23 protein-coding genes and 2 pseudogenes are annotated in these 22,343 nt (G+C 34.9%); 4 read left to right on the forward strand and 21 right to left on the reverse strand.

Features of this window, described 5'->3' with window-relative positions:
• Window positions 1–2: 2 nt before the first annotated feature.
• A complete protein-coding gene (pbp2b, locus tag ACLNCW_RS04670) occupies window positions 3–2,060 on the reverse strand; it encodes a penicillin-binding protein PBP2B (protein WP_424845437.1) in 2,058 nt (685 codons plus the stop codon).
• A 190-nt stretch (window positions 2,061–2,250) separates the two neighbouring features.
• Between pbp2b and ACLNCW_RS04675 the strand changes: the two genes are divergently transcribed.
• Window positions 2,251–3,102, forward strand: coding sequence for a MurR/RpiR family transcriptional regulator (locus ACLNCW_RS04675; protein WP_424845438.1), 852 nt, complete (start codon window positions 2,251–2,253; stop codon window positions 3,100–3,102).
• Window positions 3,103–3,163: 61 nt separating this feature from the next.
• Here the strand turns inward: ACLNCW_RS04675 and ACLNCW_RS04680 are convergent, their stop codons facing one another.
• The 13 genes and pseudogenes from ACLNCW_RS04680 to ACLNCW_RS04740 form a co-directional block, all read right to left on the reverse strand.
• The gene (locus ACLNCW_RS04680) at window positions 3,164–3,514 is read right to left on the reverse strand and encodes a type II toxin-antitoxin system RelE/ParE family toxin (protein ID WP_049516492.1); all 351 of its coding nucleotides are present in this window, start codon (window positions 3,512–3,514) and stop codon (window positions 3,164–3,166) included.
• Complete coding sequence (gene relB, locus ACLNCW_RS04685; RefSeq protein ID WP_000951986.1) at window positions 3,504–3,791, reverse strand: type II toxin-antitoxin system RelB/ParD family antitoxin; 288 nt, start codon at window positions 3,789–3,791, stop codon at window positions 3,504–3,506. Before relB ends, ACLNCW_RS04680 begins: the two co-directional genes overlap by 11 nt.
• Before the next feature lie 116 nt (window positions 3,792–3,907).
• The gene (locus ACLNCW_RS04690) at window positions 3,908–4,570 is read right to left on the reverse strand and encodes a NisI/SpaI family lantibiotic immunity lipoprotein (protein WP_000669433.1); all 663 of its coding nucleotides are present in this window, start codon (window positions 4,568–4,570) and stop codon (window positions 3,908–3,910) included.
• A 162-nt stretch (window positions 4,571–4,732) separates the two neighbouring features.
• Window positions 4,733–5,395, reverse strand: a complete 663-nt coding sequence (locus ACLNCW_RS04695; protein ID WP_084888733.1) for an ABC transporter permease — start codon at window positions 5,393–5,395, stop codon at window positions 4,733–4,735.
• Window positions 5,373–6,113, reverse strand: a complete 741-nt coding sequence (locus tag ACLNCW_RS04700) for a lantibiotic ABC transporter permease (protein ID WP_424845439.1) — start codon at window positions 6,111–6,113, stop codon at window positions 5,373–5,375. The genes ACLNCW_RS04695 and ACLNCW_RS04700 overlap by 23 nt, the downstream gene beginning before the upstream one ends.
• Complete coding sequence (locus ACLNCW_RS04705; protein WP_001025883.1) at window positions 6,110–6,796, reverse strand: ABC transporter ATP-binding protein; 687 nt, start codon at window positions 6,794–6,796, stop codon at window positions 6,110–6,112. Before ACLNCW_RS04705 ends, ACLNCW_RS04700 begins: the two co-directional genes overlap by 4 nt.
• A 170-nt stretch (window positions 6,797–6,966) precedes the next feature.
• Window positions 6,967–8,310, reverse strand: coding sequence for a sensor histidine kinase (locus tag ACLNCW_RS04710; RefSeq protein WP_261146957.1), 1,344 nt, complete (start codon window positions 8,308–8,310; stop codon window positions 6,967–6,969).
• Complete coding sequence (locus ACLNCW_RS04715; protein WP_261146956.1) at window positions 8,303–8,986, reverse strand: response regulator transcription factor; 684 nt, start codon at window positions 8,984–8,986, stop codon at window positions 8,303–8,305. The genes ACLNCW_RS04710 and ACLNCW_RS04715 overlap by 8 nt, the downstream gene beginning before the upstream one ends.
• A 499-nt stretch (window positions 8,987–9,485) precedes the next feature.
• A pseudogene (locus ACLNCW_RS04720) lies at window positions 9,486–9,773 on the reverse strand (DUF5966 family protein).
• A gap of 13 nt (window positions 9,774–9,786) precedes the next feature.
• Complete coding sequence (locus ACLNCW_RS04725) at window positions 9,787–10,089, reverse strand: DUF5962 family protein (protein WP_125393910.1); 303 nt, start codon at window positions 10,087–10,089, stop codon at window positions 9,787–9,789.
• Between the two features lie 56 nt (window positions 10,090–10,145).
• On the reverse strand, window positions 10,146–10,874 hold the full coding sequence (locus tag ACLNCW_RS04730; protein WP_125393911.1) for an ABC transporter permease: 729 nt from the start codon (window positions 10,872–10,874) through the stop codon (window positions 10,146–10,148).
• Window positions 10,871–11,620, reverse strand: coding sequence for an ABC transporter permease (locus ACLNCW_RS04735; protein ID WP_049500917.1), 750 nt, complete (start codon window positions 11,618–11,620; stop codon window positions 10,871–10,873). The genes ACLNCW_RS04730 and ACLNCW_RS04735 overlap by 4 nt, the downstream gene beginning before the upstream one ends.
• Before the next feature lie 5 nt (window positions 11,621–11,625).
• On the reverse strand, window positions 11,626–12,537 hold the full coding sequence (locus ACLNCW_RS04740) for an ABC transporter ATP-binding protein (RefSeq protein ID WP_080976359.1): 912 nt from the start codon (window positions 12,535–12,537) through the stop codon (window positions 11,626–11,628).
• 467 nt (window positions 12,538–13,004) lie between these two features.
• Between ACLNCW_RS04740 and ACLNCW_RS04745 the strand changes: the two genes are divergently transcribed.
• Together ACLNCW_RS04745 and ACLNCW_RS04750 are read left to right on the forward strand one after the other, a co-directional pair.
• Window positions 13,005–13,703, forward strand: coding sequence for a response regulator transcription factor (locus ACLNCW_RS04745; RefSeq protein WP_049500915.1), 699 nt, complete (start codon window positions 13,005–13,007; stop codon window positions 13,701–13,703).
• Complete coding sequence (locus tag ACLNCW_RS04750) at window positions 13,700–15,070, forward strand: sensor histidine kinase (RefSeq protein WP_049500913.1); 1,371 nt, start codon at window positions 13,700–13,702, stop codon at window positions 15,068–15,070. The genes ACLNCW_RS04745 and ACLNCW_RS04750 overlap by 4 nt, the downstream gene beginning before the upstream one ends.
• Window positions 15,071–15,112: 42 nt before the next feature.
• On the opposite strand, the gene ACLNCW_RS04755 is transcribed toward ACLNCW_RS04750, so the two are convergent.
• Window positions 15,113–15,310 (reverse strand): DUF5966 family protein, encoded by a 198-nt coding sequence (locus ACLNCW_RS04755; protein WP_239667053.1) that lies wholly within the window; start codon window positions 15,308–15,310, stop codon window positions 15,113–15,115.
• A gap of 144 nt (window positions 15,311–15,454) precedes the next feature.
• Between ACLNCW_RS04755 and ACLNCW_RS04760 the strand changes: the two are divergent.
• Window positions 15,455–16,149: pseudogene (locus ACLNCW_RS04760) on the forward strand (IS630 family transposase); the annotation flags it as partial.
• A gap of 25 nt (window positions 16,150–16,174) precedes the next feature.
• Here the strand turns inward: ACLNCW_RS04760 and ACLNCW_RS04765 are convergent.
• The 6 genes from ACLNCW_RS04765 to ACLNCW_RS04790 all read right to left on the reverse strand — a co-directional run bounded on the left by ACLNCW_RS04765 (window position 16,175) and on the right by ACLNCW_RS04790 (window position 22,341).
• Entirely contained in the window at window positions 16,175–17,059 is an 885-nt protein-coding gene (locus ACLNCW_RS04765; RefSeq protein WP_424845440.1) for an ROK family protein, read from the reverse strand.
• 17 nt (window positions 17,060–17,076) lie between these two features.
• Window positions 17,077–17,994: a dihydrodipicolinate synthase family protein gene (locus ACLNCW_RS04770; protein WP_424845441.1), complete on the reverse strand. Its 918-nt coding sequence runs from the start codon at window positions 17,992–17,994 to the stop codon at window positions 17,077–17,079.
• 68 nt (window positions 17,995–18,062) lie between these two features.
• Complete coding sequence (locus tag ACLNCW_RS04775; RefSeq protein WP_000241736.1) at window positions 18,063–19,166, reverse strand: Gfo/Idh/MocA family protein; 1,104 nt, start codon at window positions 19,164–19,166, stop codon at window positions 18,063–18,065.
• A gap of 41 nt (window positions 19,167–19,207) precedes the next feature.
• Window positions 19,208–20,041, reverse strand: a complete 834-nt coding sequence (locus ACLNCW_RS04780; RefSeq protein WP_000730332.1) for a carbohydrate ABC transporter permease — start codon at window positions 20,039–20,041, stop codon at window positions 19,208–19,210.
• Window positions 20,041–20,925 carry a carbohydrate ABC transporter permease gene (locus tag ACLNCW_RS04785; protein WP_023946138.1) on the reverse strand — a complete coding sequence of 295 codons (885 nt, stop codon included), beginning with the start codon at window positions 20,923–20,925 and terminating at the stop codon, window positions 20,041–20,043. The genes ACLNCW_RS04780 and ACLNCW_RS04785 overlap by 1 nt, the downstream gene beginning before the upstream one ends.
• 78 nt (window positions 20,926–21,003) lie before the next feature.
• Window positions 21,004–22,341 (reverse strand): ABC transporter substrate-binding protein, encoded by a 1,338-nt coding sequence (locus tag ACLNCW_RS04790; RefSeq protein WP_125442952.1) that lies wholly within the window; start codon window positions 22,339–22,341, stop codon window positions 21,004–21,006.
• Window positions 22,342–22,343 lie beyond the last annotated feature (2 nt).

Below are 22,343 nucleotides of genomic sequence, written 5' to 3' on the forward strand. Positions count from 1 at the left end.
TTCTAATTCATTGGATGATGTTGGTTATAGAGGTTGATAATATCGCGCGCAATGGAAGGTCCGACACCATTTGTAAGGTTGGTGTTATGAGGGAAGACAACAGCTACAGCGATTTGAGGATTATCTGATGGTGCATAGGCCACAGCATTAGTATTGTTAGCTTTTTGACCGCCCTCAACATAACTTTCAGCAGTACCTGTTTTTCCACTAATGGATACCGCTGCGCCATTTGAAAAGGCACGACCGGTTGTCAAAGCACTACCACCATGTGACACTTGATAAAAGCCTTGTTGGAGGATGGAAACATCAGACTCAGAAATATTAATTTTATTCATTTCCTTGGTTTCAATAGATTGGATTAAGTTCCCTAAGCCACCTTGTTCGTTGTTTCCATAAATCCCCTCGACAATGTGGGGGGCAATCCGAACACCGTTGTTGGCAATAGTTCCAACGTACTGGGCTAATTGCATAGGGGTGTAGTTATCAAACTGGCCAAAGGCATTGGTAATGTAATTGGCAAAGTCATATTCCTTAGGGGTAAATCCTGTAGATTCATCCGGAAGATCAATACCCGTTGAAGCTCCAAGACCATATTCAGCAAATGTCGCACGAAGTTTCCCCATAGCTGATTCCAAATTGCTGGTTCCAACAAACATATTAGGTTGATAAGTTTGACCCATGATGCCCAAAGCCGTTTGAACCATGTAGGTATTAGAAGAATACTCCAAGGCTTCCACAGCTGTAATCGGGAATGAACCGTAGGCCTGAGTATACCAAGAATTAATTGGAGCTGAACCTTGGAAGACAATCGGTTGGTCTGTCAAGGTCTGATTCCCTGATAAGACTCCATTCTCCCAACCAGAGCTGATGGTCGCCGCCTTAACGACCGAACCGGGTACAAAGACATCGGTTACTGTTCCCAAGGAATCAGGTGTTAAATCTCCCGTTTTCAAGTCATGTTTGAGTCCTGACATAGACAAAACCGCACCTGTTTTTGGGTTGAGGGCAACTGCATACACACCTTCTGAATACTTGGCTCCTCCATTTCCCAGTTCGGAATTGAAGTAACTCTTAAGCAGATTGTCCACGCTATCTTGAAAGGCCAAATCAATAGTCAGTTTAATATTATTCCCTTTGGTACCATCTTCGATATTTTCGACACTTTCCATATTGCCATACTTGTCTAGATGGATTTCTTTCACCGAGCGTTTCCCTTGCAAGGTTTCTTCATATTGTTTTTCTAGATAAGAGGTTCCAACACGGTCGTTTAGAGAATAACCCTTTTTGATATAAGCATCTGCTTCTTCAGCTGGAAGACCGGCTTTTTCACTGGATACACTTCCTACTATAGACGAAAGAGAAGTCTCTAGGACCTTTCGATCCCACGAAGTTGAAATACTGATCCCAGGTAAATTCTTAGAAGCTGAAGCAATCAAGGCAATCTGTGTATCTGTCAAGGAATCTGTCGCAATGGTCCCTGTCGCAAAATTTCCAACTGCATTGAGTTGGCTAAAAAGATAAATTTCTTTCTTTTCGTCATCCGAGTAGGTCAATTGACTTGGATCGATACTTTCAACAGTATTATTGTAAAGCTCGGATTCAGATAATTGATTGCCATCAGAATCAAGTCGCTTCTCACGTGGTAAACTTTCCACTGCTTTCTTATAGACATCTTGATCTGCTAGATAATAGTCCGCTAACTGTCGGTCAGTCAATGTTGGAGAAGAAACTCCCACATAGGCTAACAGCTTCTTAGCTGTTTCTTTTAAATCTGCAGCCGTCATTTTGTTGTTTCGAGTAAAGGAAACAACTTGTTTCACAGTATTTTCAACCAAAGGCTTGCCGCTGGCATCATAAATTTCGCCTCGAGCTGAACTAGTAGTCACCTTTGTTTTACTAGCCGATGCTAATTTTGTCTCATAAAAATCCTTGTTCAAAACCTGCATATAAAGCAGGCGACCAATAATGGCCATAAAAAGCAAAATGACAATTGAAAACAATAAATTAAGCCGAATCGGAATCGAATGGCTATCAAATTTTCTCATACAAATCAGTCTCATTTCTATTTAAAATCTTACTCTTCATTGTACCACAATTTGAGAAGAAAATTATGGAAAAGGAAAAAGCTTTTTTCCTTTTTACGGGAAAATACGATTTTATTTATCTGTCCCTATATTATATGATATAATAAATGTAAAAGTTCGATGACCCCGTCTTTTTCCAATACGACTCATTTAAAGGAGCCTTTCTATGGACAAACCAGATATAGCAACCATCATTGATTCCCACTTCGAAGAAATGACAGACCTAGAGCAAGAAATCGCTCGCTATTTTTTGCAAGCTGAAACGATTACAGATGATTTATCTTCCCAACAGGTCACTCAAAAATTACATATCTCTCAGGCTGCTCTGACCCGCTTTTCTAAAAAGTGTGGTTTTACAGGCTATCGAGAATTTATTTTCCAATACCAACACCAAGCAGAGAAACAGGACACCCATTCTCACAAACACAGTCCACTGACAAAACGAGTCCTTAGAAGTTATAGCAGTATGCGGGAACAAACACAGGACTTGATTGATGAAGTCCAACTAGAAAGAATTGCCCAGTTAATCGAAGATGCTGAGCGTGTCTACTTCTTCGGAACAGGGAGTTCTGGCCTAGTAGCTCATGAAATGAAATTACGCTTCATGCGTCTAGGTGTGGTCTGCGAGGCTTTAACCGATCAAGACGGTTTTGCTTGGACAACCAGTATTATGGATGAGAATTGTCTCGTACTCGGTTTCTCTCTTTCTGGCACAACCCCTTCTATTTTAGATAGTCTATTAGACGCTAAGGAGATGGGGGCAAAGACTGTACTTTTTACAAGTGTTCCCAATAAAGATAGTCAGGCCTATACAGAGACTGTTCTTGTAGCCACCCACAGCCAGTCATCCTACATCCAACGAATATCCGCTCAACTTCCTATGCTCTTCTTTATCGATTTGATTTATGCCTACTTTTTGGAAATCAATCGAGAAAGTAAGGAAAAAATCTTTAATAGTTACTGGGAAAATAAAAAACTCAATGGCTATCGTAGACAAAAACGTATAAGAAAATCCTAGTTTGGCTGAGTCAAACTAGGATTTTTATTCATCACTAAACATACATCTTCTAGATTATGAATTAGTCATATCTTGACTTGGTCTTGAATAATTTCATGTAATCACTTTTTGAAGGGAGTAAATAAGCAAGTCTGACGGTATCCTCAACAATTGTATATAATACGATGTAATCCTTACTCAAGGTCAATCCTCGCGTTTGGTAACGAGGGTCTAATTTCTTACCAAATTTTTCATCAGCATCAAATCCAGCTTGGGGGAAAATTTCTAGCCGATTAATATCTTTTCTAATATTGGCTACTTTTCGTCTCGCAGCCTCTACAGAACCGATTTCCTCCGCTATATACTGATATATTTTATCCAGACTATTAATCACTCTAGGAGAATACAAAATCCTATATTTTTTATAATCCATAGCGTGTCACGACATCCTCATCTGTCAAGTAATTTCCAGCCTCAATCTTGGCATAACTTTCTTGAACTTCTGCTTGTAATTGTCTAAACAAATACTCCTTCTCTAATTCCTCTTCACTCAGTAAATCTACTTCATTTGTTACGGCAACATTCTTTAAAAATAATCTAAGTGCCGATGAAAGAGAGAGATTTTTTTCTTTTAACACTTCCATGGCATCATTTACTAATTCTCTATTAGCTTGGAAGGTCACAATTTTACTTGAATTCGCTATAGCCATTTTATATAACTCCTTTATATATTTTACTTATTATCTCACAATTATAAAGAAAGTCAAGGGAATTTGATTTGAAAGATGCTGGAAAAAATTTTTGTGTCACATATCTAATATACAAACTAACTTCTAAAGAAAGCCAAATGATATTCTCCATTCAATTTAACTGCTACTTTCTCATGGATAGACTGATTTTTTAAAGAACAAATTTCTCCATATTTCCAACTTTCATGCTCCCCTGATAATCTAGTGACAGACTTCACTTGATTATCTAAGTTAGCAACTGTAGCACTAAGCTCTTCTTTTGGAATAATTTCTTCAGTAATTGTAAATGATTGTTCCCCTATCTTCAACTCTCTGGCTTCTTGCTCATTGATAGCAAATCCTCCTACTAAGTGAACATAAAATAAGTCAGAAACTTTTAGGAGTTCTTCTTTAGAAATATTATCAAGTAGTCTACATTTATAGAAAGTACTATCAATTTTTATGGCAAATTCTCTACTCTTGGTCTGATATAAGTCACCAATCTCCAACAAATCATTCTTTATTTCATTATTGGAATCATCGTAAGATATTTCATAAGTATCATCATGATTGCTTACTTTACTTTCAATATCTTCATATGAAATTAATTGATTAGTTACACCATAATGCTCTCCTTTATAATCAAATCGATTATAACTTGAGTCGAGAAATTTAACATCATACTTCTCATATGTGCATCCAGTCAATCCAAGTAAACTTAAGAAAAAAATTACGGAAAGATAGATCTTTTTGAATTTCATAGTTCTCCTCCTAATTTTCTATAGTTAAATTATCAAAAATCAATAACGCCTCTCTCCAATATGTCTTTACAGATTTATTTTGGTTATAAAGTAAAGTCAAAACAATTCCCAAATTTCCATCCAAAAATTTAACACTCCATTCATTTCCATCAGAATATATAATTAAACACCTTTTCTGCTTACAACTACTAAATTAGCAACAAACAATAATACAACATAAAAAGTTAAAGCTAATAAATAGTTTGTGCTTCTAAAATTATTTTCTAAAATTATATTAACTGGTAAAATTACTGGAATCCAAAAAATATTAAGAAAAACTTTATTTGTTGCAAATAATATAAATAAACTTTCTACAACAGCAATAAGTAAATTGCCACCTTTCGCAATAAACAATGTCAATAGCATGTGGAAATGATTTAGCAATATTAGTAATAACCAACTAACTATTCCTACGTAAAAATAATATGAAAAGTGTTCTAACTCTATACCTACAACTACCCATAAAGGAATAGTAAGTAAAGATAATAGTAAATCTAACACAAAAATTTTCGCTCCCCATATACTGGCTGTATTTCTCGAGCCTTTAATATTCTGATAATTATTAGCATTGATTTCTTGTTCAGATACTAATAAAGTGATTATCGTAGTTATCATACAATAGCCTAACATGGGTAAAAAGATAATATTTTCCAATACAATTGTGTTATTTACAGATAATATGTAAATTGGAATTGTCAATAGTTGTATAGTAGACAAAATCAAAATAATGTATAGTTGATACGAACCTTTAAATTTAATCATTTCACTTTTTAGCAATTGGATCATTACTTAACCTCCAATTTAACATTAACAAAGAAACAATAAATAGAATCAATGATAGAAATACGGTAAATACTACCATTTTAACGTCTGTTACATGATTTGTTAAATCTAAATCTCCTGACGGTTTTATATACATAAGACTATAAGCAATTTTATAATGATATGTAAAAGGAAAGAAGAACCAAAAGCTACTTTGAGCGATAAAAGGTGCAACCAAAAAACAAATCAAGGAGTTAATAGATACTAAGATATAGGGGTTGATCCGTTTCGAAAATAGATACAAGAGTGGCAATACCCATATGGATGTTATCGAAATAAGTACTAAACAAATTAAGTCACCAATTATATTCAATGATATTAAGTCGCCATACAAAAAATTACTTGTAAATAATAATATAGCTAAAAACCATACGTTCGAAATGAGTAAATCTTTTAATTTTAAAAGTATCTTTACGATATATATTTTTATGCTATCATTTCGAAAGTATGTATTCTGGAAGTTTCCTGCAGCTTCTTCTGCTTTATAATCATATAAAAATAACAATCCAATAAGCGTGTACAAAAAGACGGCTTCCCACCAATATATTGAAAAACTTTCTAGAATACTCGGTCCAACAAGTAATACAGCTATTAAAATCGACAATCCAGGAGCTATTATCAAGAATTTTTTGGATGTATTTTTTCGCTGTTTTAACCATTCTGATTTAAATATTTTTATCATATTGCGTCACCTCCATGAACAATTCTTATAAATAAAGATTCTAAATCATCACTTTGAACATTCGAACCATCGTAAAAAATTTGACCATCATGTAAAATAACAACTTTATCTGCCACTTTACTAACTTCATACAGTTGATGGCTAGATAAAAGAATTGTCATTCCTGATTTCTTTAAAGAAATCATTAAATTCAACAATTCCTTTATACCATCTGGATCCAATCCATTGGTAGGTTCATCTAAAATGAGCAAATCTGGACTAGTAATTATTGCCATACCTAATCCCAAACGTTGTTTCATACCTAAAGAAAAGCTCCCTGCTTTTTTCTTTCCCGTATTAGATAGCCCAATCAAGTTTAATACTTCATTAATTCGTTCGTCAGAAATGTCATATAACAATGCTCTTGTTTTTAAGTTATCATAAGCAGATAAGTTCATGTAGATAGCTGGAGTTTCAATAAGCGCTCCAATCTCATATATACCCGCATTTTTTTTCCCATTAAAAATAACCGTACCACTATCAGCATTTTCAAGACCAAAAATAATCTTCATAATTGTTGATTTTCCTGCACCATTAATACCTAATAATCCACAAATACTCCCCTCTTTTATTTCAAAAGAAATATTTTTCAGTACTTCTCTATCCTTATATGATTTTCTAAGTTTTTGAACTTGTATATTCATAACTATAATTCCTCCTTGTTTTATACTTGTATGTTATACTTTATTTTTCAAAATTTGTTCAGAATTTCCAATTTTACAAAATTAAAAAAATAGACAGTCCTCAATTTAGAAAACCATCTATTTTTATACATAACTATTATATGGAAGCTATCTAATATATCCTTACAGAATTATTTTTTAATAAGCAACGTCACTTGAGCGCCACCTCTATCTGGATTTGATAAAAACAATTCTCCTAAATGTCTAGTTGCAACTTGTTTAGCAAATGCTAACCCTAAACCATAGTGCTTATTATTCCTACCTTTATTCTCAGTATAAAATAACTTATCTGCATTTAATAAGGACTGTTCAGTAAAAGGCAGACCATTATTCCACACTACAAAATTAATATACTCTGTTTCCTCAATGATAGTAAGCGTAACTTTTTTTTCTCCAGAACTATATCTTGCTGCATTTGCTAAAATGTTAATTAATGCCCGATTTAAATTAAAGCGATTTCCCTTAAAAAATATTAATTTTGTAGTATTAATAATTTTGAAATCAACCTTTGCATTATTCATTACAGATTTCGCCTCTACTGACAGATCACTTAAAAAATCAGGTAAATATATCTGTTCCCCATAATCTTTATCTTCAATTAGTAATCTTGAATAATCAATCATTGAACTAAAGTATCTTTCAAAAACTACTATACTGTTATTCATTGACTGAGTGTATTCCTTCTGTTGAACAGTCAAGTTAGTTAATTCAAGCAACTCTAAATTTCCCTTTAGTACTGTTAAAGGAGTTTTTACATCATGAGCTAATGCACCAACTTGAAAAGATAAATCTTCCTTCTCCCTTCTCTCTGATTTGAGTAAATTAGTTAACTCGTCGTCCTTTTGATATAATACAGAGAGAATTTCATCGAACTCTTGTATTTGAGCTGGAATCTTTTTTTCTTTAAATGTTAACTGCCCCATGTTTAAAGCTTTTTTTTGTATAAGTAGAAAATTTTTTGAAAATTCTTTTATTAATCTTGTAAGTGACCAAATGAGTAAAATCGTTTCGAAAACGAAGAAAAATAAATAAGAAAATAGATTAAATGAAATGTGACGCAAATTCGGATTAACAAACTCAGGTATCATGGGTTGCCTGACAGTAAGTACAATCTCTGAATTAGCATAATACCCATAATACACCTCACTATTACTTACAGATTCATTTTTATCAAAAACTTCTCGATAGGCAGGCAAATCCTTTTTTTGATAATTACCCTCTTCAATTGTACCTGTCTTGCGATTAAATACAACATAGTCAAATATAGAGTTATTCATTGCTTGAACTACATCACTTAAATTGCTGGTATCACTCACTGAAATTTCAATTTTAGAGTCGTATACATTTAATTGTCCTGTAAAAACAAGTAAATAAGTAAATATAAAAAATAAAAGTATACTCAGTAACGTACCTGTTACTAGTTCTAAAACAGTCCTTATTATACGTCCTCTAATTGTACTATTCTTCTTAATCATGCCACTTGTATCCCATACCTCTAACTGTTTTTATAGGATTAATTCCATAGGATGAGAATTTTAATCTTATTTGATAGATATACTCAGATATTGAACGAAAGAGGGTTTCAGCATCATCATCATAAACGTTTTCATATATATCTTGTACAGTAAAAATTTTTCTTGGATTGCTAGATAATAGCTCTATGATATCATATTCCCTACTTGTAAAGGCAAGACTATCTCCATTAATACAAACAATTTTTTCTTGTAAATAAATCGTTATTGGATATAATTCTCGAACAATTTGATTACTTAATTCACCTTGTTTGTATCGTTCTTCTCGTTTGAGATTTGCAGCAACTTTGGCAGTTAATTGATTGATGCTGAAAGGTTTTGTAATATAGTCATCTCCTCCTAAATTCAATCCTGATACTATATCATCTTCGGTATCTTTTGCACTAACAAAAATAATAGGGGAGCTTACTTTATTTCTAATCTGCTTACAAATTTGCATACCATCTATATTAGGCATCATTACATCTAATAAAATCAAATCAAATCCTTTGAAATTATTAATATTGATTGGTACCGTGACTTCTTGATACGTCGTTACCTGATAGTTTTTCATCTCTAAAATAGTTCGCATCAGTTTCAAAATTTCAAAATCGTCATCTACAACTAATATCTTATACATTCTATCACCTCAAAAAATTTTAGAGAACTACCTGCAAAGCTCCGTATTCTTGACAAAGAATAGTTTCAATACATCAATTTATAATTGTTCTTTATTTTTTAAATTAAATTTTTAGAAACTAGTACAAATCTATTTTACACTATCTTAAACAAAATTCGTAATATTTAATAATCTAATTTGAGTGCCATCAATGTCATTTCTTATCCAGCAAGAATATCCGTAACTTTCCCATCTATATGTGAATAATCCTTCCCCTTAAGTTCTCTAAGGTAATGTTTCAATGATTCTTGATTATTTAAATCCAAACCCTCATCACCTACTGAAGCAACAATTATTGAACCTTGACATTTGAGATTATATCAGAGAAAATTCAGATTTTATTCAGAGAAAAAATCATCTTTACACTACTAGTGAAATTCAAATTTAAGAAAGAATCAATTTCTAAAATTTTTCATGTCCTAAAAAGCGGAATAAATTTTGAACTTGTTAAGACTATTTTCTATTCTTTCTTCCACTTATATCCTGTCCAGCATGCTAAAGCAAGTAAAACTAAATTAAAGATGATAAAGAAAGTCGTAAAACTAAATAATCCATTTTGAGCTAAATCTGCCGTGTAAGGTTAAGTCTCTGTAAAGAGAAGATAAATTCAATAGCCCTCAACGAAAATAAGAAAACTGACAAAACCAATAAGGAAAAGTCCACTTGCAATAAGAAAGAGTCTCCATAAAAGAATGAGAATTTCTCCTACTGCTAAAAAAATTACTGGGATAAGGAGTAAATCATTCATGACTTTCTCCTTCCTAGTCAATCAATTGACGATAATGTGTGGCAAGAGAGGAATCAAATTCCTCTAGCTTTTGAACTAAGTCCAAATACTCCTCTTTCTCATGTTCTTCAAAGTCAACACCTCGATGATTCTGAAGAGCGATTTCCAGTTGACTAGTGAGTTCTCGTTTAGAAAGACTGTAATCCCCCGTCAATTCCTCATAATGTTCCTTTAGCTCCTTGTAAGCTTGGTATTCTTCAGGTGTTTGAAATCCCTGTACTAAGGCCTCTTCTAATTGATGATTTGACCTTCTTTCTATAAAAACTAGGTCAAGCATACCGGATAAATCTTGGAGCTTTTATCACAAGAAAAAGACTCCGAAGAGTCTTCGCATTACTTATGCAATTCTTTATTACTCAATGTATGAAAAATCCCCCACAGAAGAATATTTACAATGATAAACAGCAATATTTCCACTAAATTAAAGTCTATCAAATTCCGTGACCGCATTGCCACCATAGCTTGGGAGTAGGGATAGATTAAAGATAATTTATCTGATACAAAAATCATCATAAATCCTACGAAAGTACCAATAGCACCAATTCCCACAGATTTACTGAAAACACGAGTTTTAGCTGTCACAAAAAACTGTACTGCCATCATACTAATTGTTCCAAAAATCCCCAATAAATCCCACTTGAGGTAGGTGAATAAATTAGAAATTTCTAAATGAGCTAGGTGAGCACTGACATAAAAAATACCAAACAAGAACAACTGTAAAACAGCAATAAACAAGATAATTACTATTTCTTTTGCCAACAATAATTTCCCAAGACTGACATTATTAGCTCTGAGAAATTCAATATTTTTTCTATCAAACTCTTTTCCTAACATCATGGCTACATAAAGGCTGACCAAAATCGGAAAGAAAAGCTGGCTATAATAGAAGGTCAATTGTCCCCATAAAACAGGCACTTTTTCACTTTCTTCAACCATAGAATAAGCTGCACCAAAGTAAATCCCAAGACCAATCAGGCTACAAAAAGCTAATAAGCAAATACCAATCATCAACATGGAAAATTTTTTAGTTTTCCGCCATTCTACTGATAGATAAGACATCATAGCTTACCTCCTTTCTTTTCAACCAGATAGAGAGATAAGAAGAGATAGATTAGGGCTATTGGCAAATATGTAAATAGTTTAAATCCTAGGTTTGTCGCAAAAACATAACTCACTTGACTGGCGACTTGCTGGTAATCCACCAGAGACAGATATCCTATACCACCAAAAGGGGAAATCAGCTGTAGAAAAGCTGGTGCATGACCAAATCCAACTCCAAGAAATCCTCCGAAAATCCCTAATGCCAGTATCAATGCCTGCTTCTTCAGTAAAAACTGCAAAGTCAAAAACAGACAGGTTAAGACAAAAGAGGCTAGCAAGAAAATGACGATTTGCCAGAGGATTAGGCTAACAGGCATTTCTAGACCTGATAAGATTGCAATCAACTGGGCTACTACTCCCTCCAAAAAAGCGAGAAAGGTCAAAATGAACATGGTCAGTCCAAGCTTACTCAGAAAGATATGCCGTACATTTTCACCATTTGCCAAAAGCAGTTTGAAAGTGTTGCCCTCCTTCTCGTTCTTGACAATCCGCGATACAAAGAGAGCAATCACAATAGGGAGAATCAAGCCATTTACTTCTTTTATCATATAGAAAATTAGGCTAATCTGGTGCATGTCTGGATTACTTAGGTAGCGTGTAGCGGCTGCAATTGCCCAAGCAAATCCGACTCCCATAACTAGTATGCTAATGAGGAAGGATTTGGTTCGTTTTGCCTTGAGCAATTCAATAGACAAATTATTCAACATAAGACTCACTCCTTGGTTAAGTTGAGGAAGATAGATTCCAAGGTTTCTTGTTCTTGCTTCACTTCATAAATTGGAACTTTCTCGACTATTAAATCTCGTAACAAACTAGAAATCTGCTGATCGGCAAGGTTAGTCAGCTTGAGTTTATCCTCTTGTATCTCCAACATCTTGCACGGATAACCAAATAACACTTGGCTAATGGCTTCACGTCGACCTCTAAAATCCCCACGCACTTCCAGCCATTTATTGGACTGAATTTTACGAATTTCTCCCTCGTAAACCAGTTGACCATGATTGATAATCCCCACACGGTCAGCTATATGCTCTACTTCAGAAAGGATATGGGTAGAGATGAAGACAGTAATGCCCTGTTCCTTTGCCAACTTGATAATCAGTTCCCGAATTTCATGAATCCCTGCTGGGTCTAGCCCATTTGTTGGCTCATCCAGTATCAACAAACGCGGTTTCTTGACTAAGGCAAAGGCTAAAGCCAAGCGCTGTTTCATACCCAAAGAATAATCTTTAACCAATTTTTTCTTGTTTTTAGGTTGATCTAACCCCACAATTTTCAAGGTTTCCTGAATATTTTTCTGATCAAATCCAAGGATTTTTTGGAAGACCAAGAGATTTTCATAGCCTGTCAAATTAGGATAATAAGACGGTTCTTCAATCATAGAGCCAATTTGATTAAGATACTGCTTGTCCGTACCTATAGATTGACCGAACACTTCAATCTCCCCAGCTGTACGAGAAATCAAAGACAAAATCATCTTCATTGTGGTTGTTTTACCAGCTCCATTTGGACCTAGAAAACCATAAATCTCCCCTTGTTGAACTGATAAGGAACTAAGGTTAACTACCTGAGTGTCCTTAAATGCCTTTTGTAAGTTTTTTATCTGTAAAACATTACTAATCATTATGAACTTCCTCCTTTAAACCAAATAATTTTCTATAATTTTGATTTCTATAAATCAAATTATCATGAGTATCTTTGATAACATCTCTACTACTCTTATCAACAAAAATGATAGAATCAACATAATTCACAATATCTAATTGGTGACTCACTATTACCATTGTTTTGTCTGAATAAAATGAATTATTCCACTACCAGCACCAAGAACGTTATCAAGTTCTTCAAGAGTTCATTCTTGAAGAGAATTCATTACTTCAATCTCATCGAGATTCATTTGTTGTTTAGCCATTTGGAAATACCTCACTGATTAAAATTTATTTGAAAAGTATCTCTATCTAGGTTATGTCTTTATTATAGACATGCTAGATTAAATTTAAACTAAGCTAACCTTAATTTTACATTAAGATTAAAGTATCTTGCTTTTTTCATTCTTTTAAATGGTATAATATAGATAAGCGAGGTAAGATTATGAATTTCGAACAACAACTCCTGAATAAGCACATCCTTATCATTGATGACGATAAAATTTTAAACTCTTCCATAAGAGATATTCTCATTGCCTACGGATTTTCCAATCTAACATCAGCCTATGATATAGAATCTAGTTTGAACATGATTGAAACAGAACAGTTCGACCTTTTCCTTTTGGACATTATGCTCCCCGATGGTGATGGCTACACATTAGCAAAACATATCCGACAAAAAGGCGATACTCCTATCCTCTTTCTGACTGCCAAAAATAATCCTGAAGATGAGGTAGCTGGTTTCAATGCTGGTGGTGATGATTATGTCGTAAAACCCTTCATTCCAAAAAATCTTATCTATCGTATTATGGCTCTGCTCAGGAGAAGCTATAAATCAGAACAGGAAGCAATACAGATTGGACAGACTTTGGTAAGTTTTCGGAATGCAACAGTACAAAAGAATGGAGCAGAAATTTCTATTACACCAATTGAAATTAAGATTTTGAAAAAACTTTACGATAATAAAAATTACATCGTTTCAACTGAATCTCTCTGTGATACGATTTGGGGAGTGGATAGCTTTGGTTATGAAAACTCTTTGACTGTACATATTCGGAAAATTCGAGAAAAAATAGAAGAAAATCCTTCAAAACCTCAATATTTAAAGACAGCTAAAGGGCTGGGATATAAATTGTTATCATGATTATGAACCAAACCAAAATTTTAAGGTATTCACTAAAGAAATTTATCTTTTTTTCCATCATTATCTTTATTACCAATATTATTCTAATTGCCAGTTTTGTTTTCTACATTAGGGAAAAGCAAACTGCTACTGAGACTGTAAAAATAATTTCTGAACACATTACCATCACAAAAAATAACGTCCACATACCTAAAAAAGATATCTCTAGTCTAAAAGAACAAGAGTTATGGCTAATGGTATTGGATAAGCAGACTGGAAAACAAGTGTACGAACAGTATAAACCTACAGAAATTCCTTCGCAATTTGACTATGGGGACATTTTACAGTTTTCTCGCTATTATCTTTCAGATTATCCTGTTTTTAGTCAGATAAAAGGTGGCTACATCATTGTTGTTGGTTTTCCAAAAGATAAAATTGCTCGTTATAGTTATAATTACTTAGATATAGATAGTATTCGCCTAATTCCACTAGTAGCATTTGGAGTATTGCTTTTCAACTGCCTTTATTTCGCTTTTCTTTACTACTATGGTGTGACGCATATCAATCGTAAAATTGCGCCTCTTGTAACTGCTATTCAGAATCTCCCAGATGGTTTGAAAAATCCAATAAATTCTATATCAGAACTAGAATATCTTACAACTGCAATTAATCAAACCGATACTCTACTCAAAGAGAATGAAGTCTTTAAAGAGCAATGGATTTCAGGAATTGCACACGATATCAAAACACCTCTTTCTGTCATCATTTCTAACGCGTCCTTGTTAAATGATTCTGAACTAGATACACAGTCTAAAAAGCATATTCGCCCAATATTGACAGAATCCTATTACATCCAAAATATTTTAAATGACTTAAATATAGTAGCCCGCCTTTCATCCGGTCATCTTCAATTAAATCAGACTGAAACAAAAATTATCCCCTTCTTCAAAGACATTCTCATCCATATTTTAAATCAAGAAATCTGGAATGAATTTGAATTTGAATTTGATTACGATTGTTCACTTGTTAATCAATCTATCATGATTGAGCAGTTTTTAATCACGAGAGTTATCCATAATATCATCTACAACTCTGTTTTACATAACGAAAAGGGGTGCACAATAAGAATCTACTTATTCAAAAAAGATACAAATGTAATTGTCGAAATCAAAGATAATGGACAGGGAGCTTCACCAGAAAAAATTACTGAACTTAATGAATTATCTTTTAAAAACATTGATATTTCTAAAATTAGAACGACTGGAATTGGGCTAAAAATTTCAAAACAAATTGTTGATTTGCATCAGGGCTCTATTTCGTTTGCTAGTGTCCAAAATGAATTCTTTGAAAGTATCATTTCACTTCCGATTTTCAACATTACTAATTAGATAAAAAATGGAGAAGAACCATTAGAGTTTTCTCCATTTTATTCATCTTATCTTCCACTTATACCCTGCCCAACCTGCCAAGACAAGCAAAGCAAGGTTAAAGATGATAAAGAAAGTCGTAAAACCAAATAATCCATTCTGTGCTAAATCTTCCGTGTAAAGTTCAGTCTCTGTAAAGAGAAGATAGAATCCATATACCTCAGTAAAGAGAGTAGCACAGGCTAGTCCAATTAAAAACAATCCACTAGCCAGAACTATGAGAATCTAGAGAATCAAGGCAATCATGCCCACGACTATGAGAATAAGAGGAAGAATCAGAAAATCTGTCATAAGGCTCCTCCTAGTCTACCATGCGACGATAAAAGTCTGCGTCCTAGCAGATGTCTCAAAAACCATCTTACTGACAATCCAGACGCTTATTCGACTGAAATAGCTTCTGAATTTGACTGTCATCCAACTACTATCCACTATGCTCTCAAAGCTATGGGATACACTCGAAAAAAAGAACCACACCTACTATGAACAAGATCCAGAAAAAATAGCTTTATTTCTTAAAAATTTTAATAGTTTAAATCACCTAGTACCTGTTTATATTGATGAAACAGGATTCGATACTTATTTTTATCGAGAATATAGTCACTCATTAAAAGGTCAGATAATAAGAGGTAAAGTATCTGGAAGAAGATATCAGAGGATTTCTTTGGTTTCAGGGCTAACAAATAGTGAGTTAATCGCTCCAATGACTTACGAAGAAACAATGACGAGCGACTTTTTTGAAGCTTGGTTTCAGAAGTTTCTCTTACCAATATTAAATATACCATCAGTTATTATTATGGATAATGCAAGATTCCATAGAATGGGTAAGCTAGAACTCTTGTGTGAAGAGTTTGGGCATAAACTTTTACCTCTTCCTCCCTACTCACCTGAGTACAATCCTGATTGAGAAAACATGGACTCATATCAAAAAGCACCTCAAAAAAGTATTACCAAGTTGCAATACTTTTTTTGAGGCTCTTTTGTCTTGTTCTTGTTTCAATTTACTATACAACACAGATGAACTATATGCCCGTCGTACCTAGAAAATCCTAGTTTGGCTGGGCCAAACTAGGATTGTTTTGTCTTGAAATGATAGTAAGCACCCAACATTCCTGCTGTATTTTGGTGATGGGCAAATTCTAACCGTGTTTTTTCTGCTAAGCTTGGCACCAAGGCATCTTTTAAGGCTGTGCGAATTTTTGGTTTGAGGATAGCCTCTTGTCCCATGATACCGCCACCGAGAATGACTACTTCTGGATTGACCACATAGCAAATATTTGCCAGACCTTTTCCTAGATAGTCTACCATACGGTCAATACCAGCCATACAAATCTTGTTGCCTTCAGTGGCTTCCTTGAAAATGCGTCGGCCATTCCACTGGTCAACTGGATTTCCATGAGCTGCTGCTACATACTCCACCAAAGCTGTCGTAGAGGCCAAGTCTTGGAAATCTCCATCCTGCATATGCATATAACCGACTTCGCAGGCTGAATTGCTAAATCCATGGAAGACTTTCCCATCCATAATCAAGCAACCACCGATACCGGTTCCAATGGTCAAGCAAAGGGTGACACTCGCTCCCTTGCCTGAACCAGATACCGCTTCAGCAAGACCTGCACAGTTGACATCATTTTCAATCTCACAAGGAATATTAAAGCTAGTCTCGATTTCCTTTTTGAACTGGGTTCCTGCATAGTTAGGGATTTGAGGCCCAGCATAGAAAATCTCACCCTTATCTGGATCCACCATTCCTGCAGAAGAAATAGCAACTCCTGCTACTGGGCCTTTTTCTAAATAGCTGGCTACGATATCTTTGGTCTTTTGTAAGATATGAGGTCCACCTTTATGCGCCTCTGTTGGCATTTCATGCGATTCAACAAGTTGGCCTTCTTGGTCGATCAAACCATATTTGATATTTGTTCCACCGATATCAATTGCAACGTAGTGTGTCATAAATACCTCCTTATGGATTAGAGGAAGCGCTCCTTGGTTTCACGAATCAAGGCTGCAGCTGCTTCTACAACTGGACGATCTTCTTCAGTCACTGGTGTCAATGGTGAACGAACAGAACCAATATTCAATCCTTCATTGATCTTCAAGACTTCCTTAATTACACCGTACATATTTCCATGTGCAGCAGTCAATTTGCCAATGATTGCATTGATAGCGTATTGCAATTCACGCGCTGTCTCTAAGTCTTTGTCAGCAATCAACTGATTGAGTTTCAAGAAGAGTTCTGGCATGGCACCATAAGTACCACCGATACCAGCTTTGGCACCCATAAGGCGACCACCTAAGAACTGTTCATCTGGACCGTTGAAGACGATATGGTCTTCGCCACCAAGGCTCACAAAGGTTTGGATATCTTGAACTGGCATAGAAGAGTTCTTAACACCGATAACACGTGGATTCTTCAACATTTCAGTGTAGAGACTTGGCGTCAAAGCAACACCAGCTAATTGAGGAATGTTATAAATCACGTAGTCTGTATTTGGTGCTGCAGCACTAATGTCATTCCAGTATTTAGCAACTGAGTATTCTGGCAAGCGGAAATAAATCGGCGGAATCGTTGCAATAGCATCTACTCCTAAGCTTTCTGCGTGGCGAGCAAGTTCCATACTATCTTTAGTATTATTGCAAGCTACGTGAGCAATAATAGTCAACTTACCTTTGGCAACTGCCATGACTTCTTCTAAGATTAATTTACGGTCTTCAACGCTTTGGTAGATACATTCACCAGAAGAACCATTAACATAAAGACCTTGAACACATTTATCAATGAAGTATTCCACCAAGGCACGCGTACGCTCTGGACTTACTTCTCCTTGATCATCATAACATGCGTAGAAAGCTGGAATGACACCTTCGTATTTTTTTAAATCTGACATAGATTTTCTCCTAACTTATTTCCGAAATGAGGGGAGAAAATAAATTTTTCATCCCCTTTAAATTATATTTATTTTACAATTTCTGACAATTTTACTTTACGATCTTCGAACATAGATTGGGTACAAGCATCTGCAGTAGCAATCGCTTCTAGAGCAGCTTCACCTGTCAACAATTTTGCAAATTCTTCTGATACTGGGGCTCCTTGCATAATCTCATGTAGATATCGCATTTCTTTGTCAATCACAGATGATAGCCATAATGGAGTACGTTTACCTGGTTTACCATAAGCAATTGCTCCGTCCATCTCTGTACTATGATAGATACGAGTACGATCATCATCTTCTTCTTGAGATTCGTGAATCAAGAAATAACTTTCTTGTCCATCTAGCTTAAGAGTTCCTTTACAGTTGAATAAATCTAAGCGGATAGCACCTTTTGTTCCTTGAATTAAGACATAATGTTCACCCCAACGATAAGCTGAACCCCATTCTAACAAGGCAAAACGCTTATTAGAAAATTCCATATTGACAAAAATCATATCATCTTCATCACCGAAATTTTCACCTTCATGGGCTACATTCCCACCTGTCATGGTTACAGTTTCAGGCATACCACCCATAAGAAATTGCACGCAATCCAATTCATGGATGTGGTGATACAAGTGACCACCTGATTTTTCACGGATTTTTTTCCATGATACTGATGGTTGTTGTTCTTCCCAACCATTACGAGCTGTGTGACAGTATAGAACGTCTCCAATGACTCCTTGATTAATTAGTTCTTTTGCATGATGAACACCATTAAAGAAGTTCATAATATGTCCTGCCATAAAGGTTACATTGTTTTCTTTACATGCATCTACCATCTCGCGACAATCTTGATAAGAAAGCGCAATTGGTTTTTCACAGAAAACATTTTTACCATGTTGTGCGGCCTTAATAACTGGTTCTTTATGAAGATTATTTGGAGTTGCGACAATAACACAATCTACTTCATCGCTAGAAACCAACTCATCTAGGGAACTTGCTACTTTTGCTCCCAATTCTTCTGCAATTGCTTCTGCATTATCTGGATCATAGAGAAGAGTAATCTCTGCTCCATCGTTCTTTTGCATATAACGAGCTAACTCAGCCCCAAAATATCCTGTTCCAACAACACCATATTTAACCATGTTTTTCTCCTTTATTATTGAATAAACTTTCTAATTTTAACTTATTTTACAGATCCTTCTGACAATCCACTTGCAATCTTATTTTGGATAATTGAGAAGAAAATGATTGATGGAAGAACTACAATAACAGATGCAGCCATCATATCTCCCCAGTCTAAAATTTCTGAACCATTAAGTGAACGAAGGGCTACTGCTACTGTCATCTTTCCTGTATTGTTAATCAAAATCAAAGCATACAAGAATTCATTCCAAGCATTGATAAATGTATAAATAGCTGTTGCTACAATACCTGGCGCCACAATCGGTAGTACAACTTTATAAAAAGTAACAAATTTATTTGCACCATCAATTCGAGCTGCTTCCTCAATTCCAATTGGCACTGTTTGGAAAAATCCAACTAAAAGCCAAACCGCATATGGAACACTAAAAGATAGATAAACCATCATCAAGCCAAATAAACTATTTGTTAATCCAACTTTAGCAATGGCTATTGAATAGGGAATTGCTAGCAAAATTGGTGGAAAAATGTAGGTAATGACGAGTAGTCTTGACATGATTGCTCCCAATTTAGGGAAGAATCGAACAATACCATAGGCTGCCATAGCAGAAATAATAATCGCAATAACAGTTGTAGCTAAGGCAATGATTAAACTGTTTCGAATGTTATCAATAAAGTGCAAATCGTTGATAACATGAGTGAAATAATCTAATGTAAATTGTTCAGGCCAAAATCGTGTTGGATACTGAGTTAATTCCCCTTTACCTTTGACAGAAGATATGATAATCCATACCAATGGGAAAATTGCAACGATGGTCGCACCAATCAAGAGTACATGTGAGAGAATATCTAAATAAATACCGGATTTCTTCTTCATTATTTTCTACCCTCCTTTTCCCACTTACTGATGATAGCAAAGTAGATAAAGCAAATTGCCACCAAGAAGATAAAGAGCAATACTGTAACTGCTGAAGCACGACCCAACAATTTAGTTCCCCAACCTAGGTTGTAGGCAAAAATTGGAAGCGTCGTTGTAGCATTGGCTGGTCCACCACCTGTAATTAGGTAGATAATGTCAAAGTTATTAAAGATCCATACAGTTCTCAAAACAACTAGAAGCCCTACAACCACTTTAATATGTGGAAAGACGATAAACTTGAACACCTGCCAACTTGAAGCGCCATCTATCTTAGCAGCCTCAAATTGTTCTTCTGGTACTGTTTGCAAAGCTGAAAGTACATTAACCATGATCATCGGTGCTCCAAACCAAATATTGATAAACACCAAACATAGGAATGCCCATGTACTATCTGTCAAAAATGCAGGTGTATGATCCATTAAACCTAATTTTACGATTAGGTTAGGTAAGTAGCCATAAACCCCGTTTAGAATCCACTGCCAAGAAAAGGCAATAACGATTGTAGGAAATGCCCAAGGAACAATCAATAAGGTCCTATATAATTTCTTGAAGTGACGTACTCTGTGAAGAGCTAAAGCCAATACAAACCCTACTAAAACTTGACCAACTAATGAGAAAACGGTCCACTTAATTGAATTAAAGAACGCATTAAAGAAGTTGGGATCTGATAGCACAGCTTTATAGTTAGCTAAACCAACAAATTTATAATTAGGCATAATCAAATGCTTATTGGTAAAGCTATAAAAAATACTCGAGAAAAACGGATAAACAAAGAGTAATCCTACGATAATCATAGCTGGCAAAACAAATATCCAGCGAGTTAAATTACGTTCTTTAACCATTCTCCTTCTCCCTTCTTTTACAAGATTGGGCTAGGGTTTTTCAGCTCACTAGCCCACCTATTTTCTAGTCTTTTACATCTACTGAGCAGCCTCAAATAAATCGTTTAGTTGTTTTTCTGCTTCTTTTGCTGCTTTCATAGGATCTGTTCCATTTGAAATGATATCTTGGAACATTTGTTCAATAATGTGTTGGTTAGTCAACATACCAGCTTGTACACTTGGTCCATTTTCATAACCAATAGCAGTACCTTTTTTAACAGCTTCAGTAATTACTTCTTCAGCATGTTTAAATTTCTTACGAGTTTCATTTTCTTTATAGGCTGCAGAATCGCTAATTCCCTTAATAGTTGGCAACATACCTACTGGAGTTGAATCAAGGAATTTAATATAGTCTTCTTCATTGTAAAGTGATTCCAAGAATGCTTTAGCAACTTCTGGATGTTTTGAATTTTTCCAAACAACCATTGGAATGTTTGATGTTTCAATTCCTTGGTCTTTATCAGATTCTTTGATTTTTGGAATAGGATAAGCATCAATTGAATCAATCAGTTGAGGACTGTTGGCATTAATTCCTCCAATATGGAAGCCAGAGTTAAAGTCAAATGCTGTTTTTCCTTGATAGAACAAGGTAGCTTGTTGAAGGACATTAAAGTTCAAAGAATCTTGAGGTGAAATTTCTTTATACATTTTAACCCAGTATTTAATACCATCTTGAGCAAGTTGACTTGTCAAATCTGCTTTAAGATCTTTTGTTAAGAGACTTCCACCACCACTACGTACGTAGAAGTTCAAGAAACGTGTTGCCATTAAGTCGTTTGTCCCAAATGGAACAGACAAGCCATAAACTCCAGCTTCTTTCAATTTTTTAGAAGCTTCATAGAGTTGATCCCAAGTTTTAGGAACCTCAATATTATGTTCTTTTAACAAATCTGTTCTAACCCACATGACTTGTGCATGGGAATAAAGAGGAACAGAGTAGTAATCATTTCCGATTTTTGCTTCATTTAAGGCAGTTTCGTTAAATTTATCCTGTCCAATACGCTTGATAGAATCGTTTAGCGGAACCAAAGCATCTGAGTTTACCATTTCCATTACTTGGTTAGGAAGGGCTGTACTGATATCTGGCACATTTCCATTTGCTAAACCTGTAGTCCATTTAGTATAGAAGTCATTCCAAGAAAATGTTTCAATCTTGATTTTCGTTTTTGGATGTTTTTGCATGAAAGCATCTGCTGATTTTTGAATACTTTCTAAACGTGGCCCTTGAGTAAAGGAGTGCCACATTGTAATCTCACCAGATAATTCTGTCGGTGGTTCAGTGTCAGCTGTAGTTTCTTTCTTTCCTGAACAAGCTACTAAGGCAACAGCTGCTAGCGCAACTCCAGCTAAACATAAAAACTTTCTCATTTTTTTCATTG

Origin of the sequence: Streptococcus sp. CL6.22, assembly GCF_049738055.1 — a bacterium.
In the GTDB taxonomy this organism is placed as follows: domain Bacteria; phylum Bacillota; class Bacilli; order Lactobacillales; family Streptococcaceae; genus Streptococcus; species Streptococcus mitis_DJ.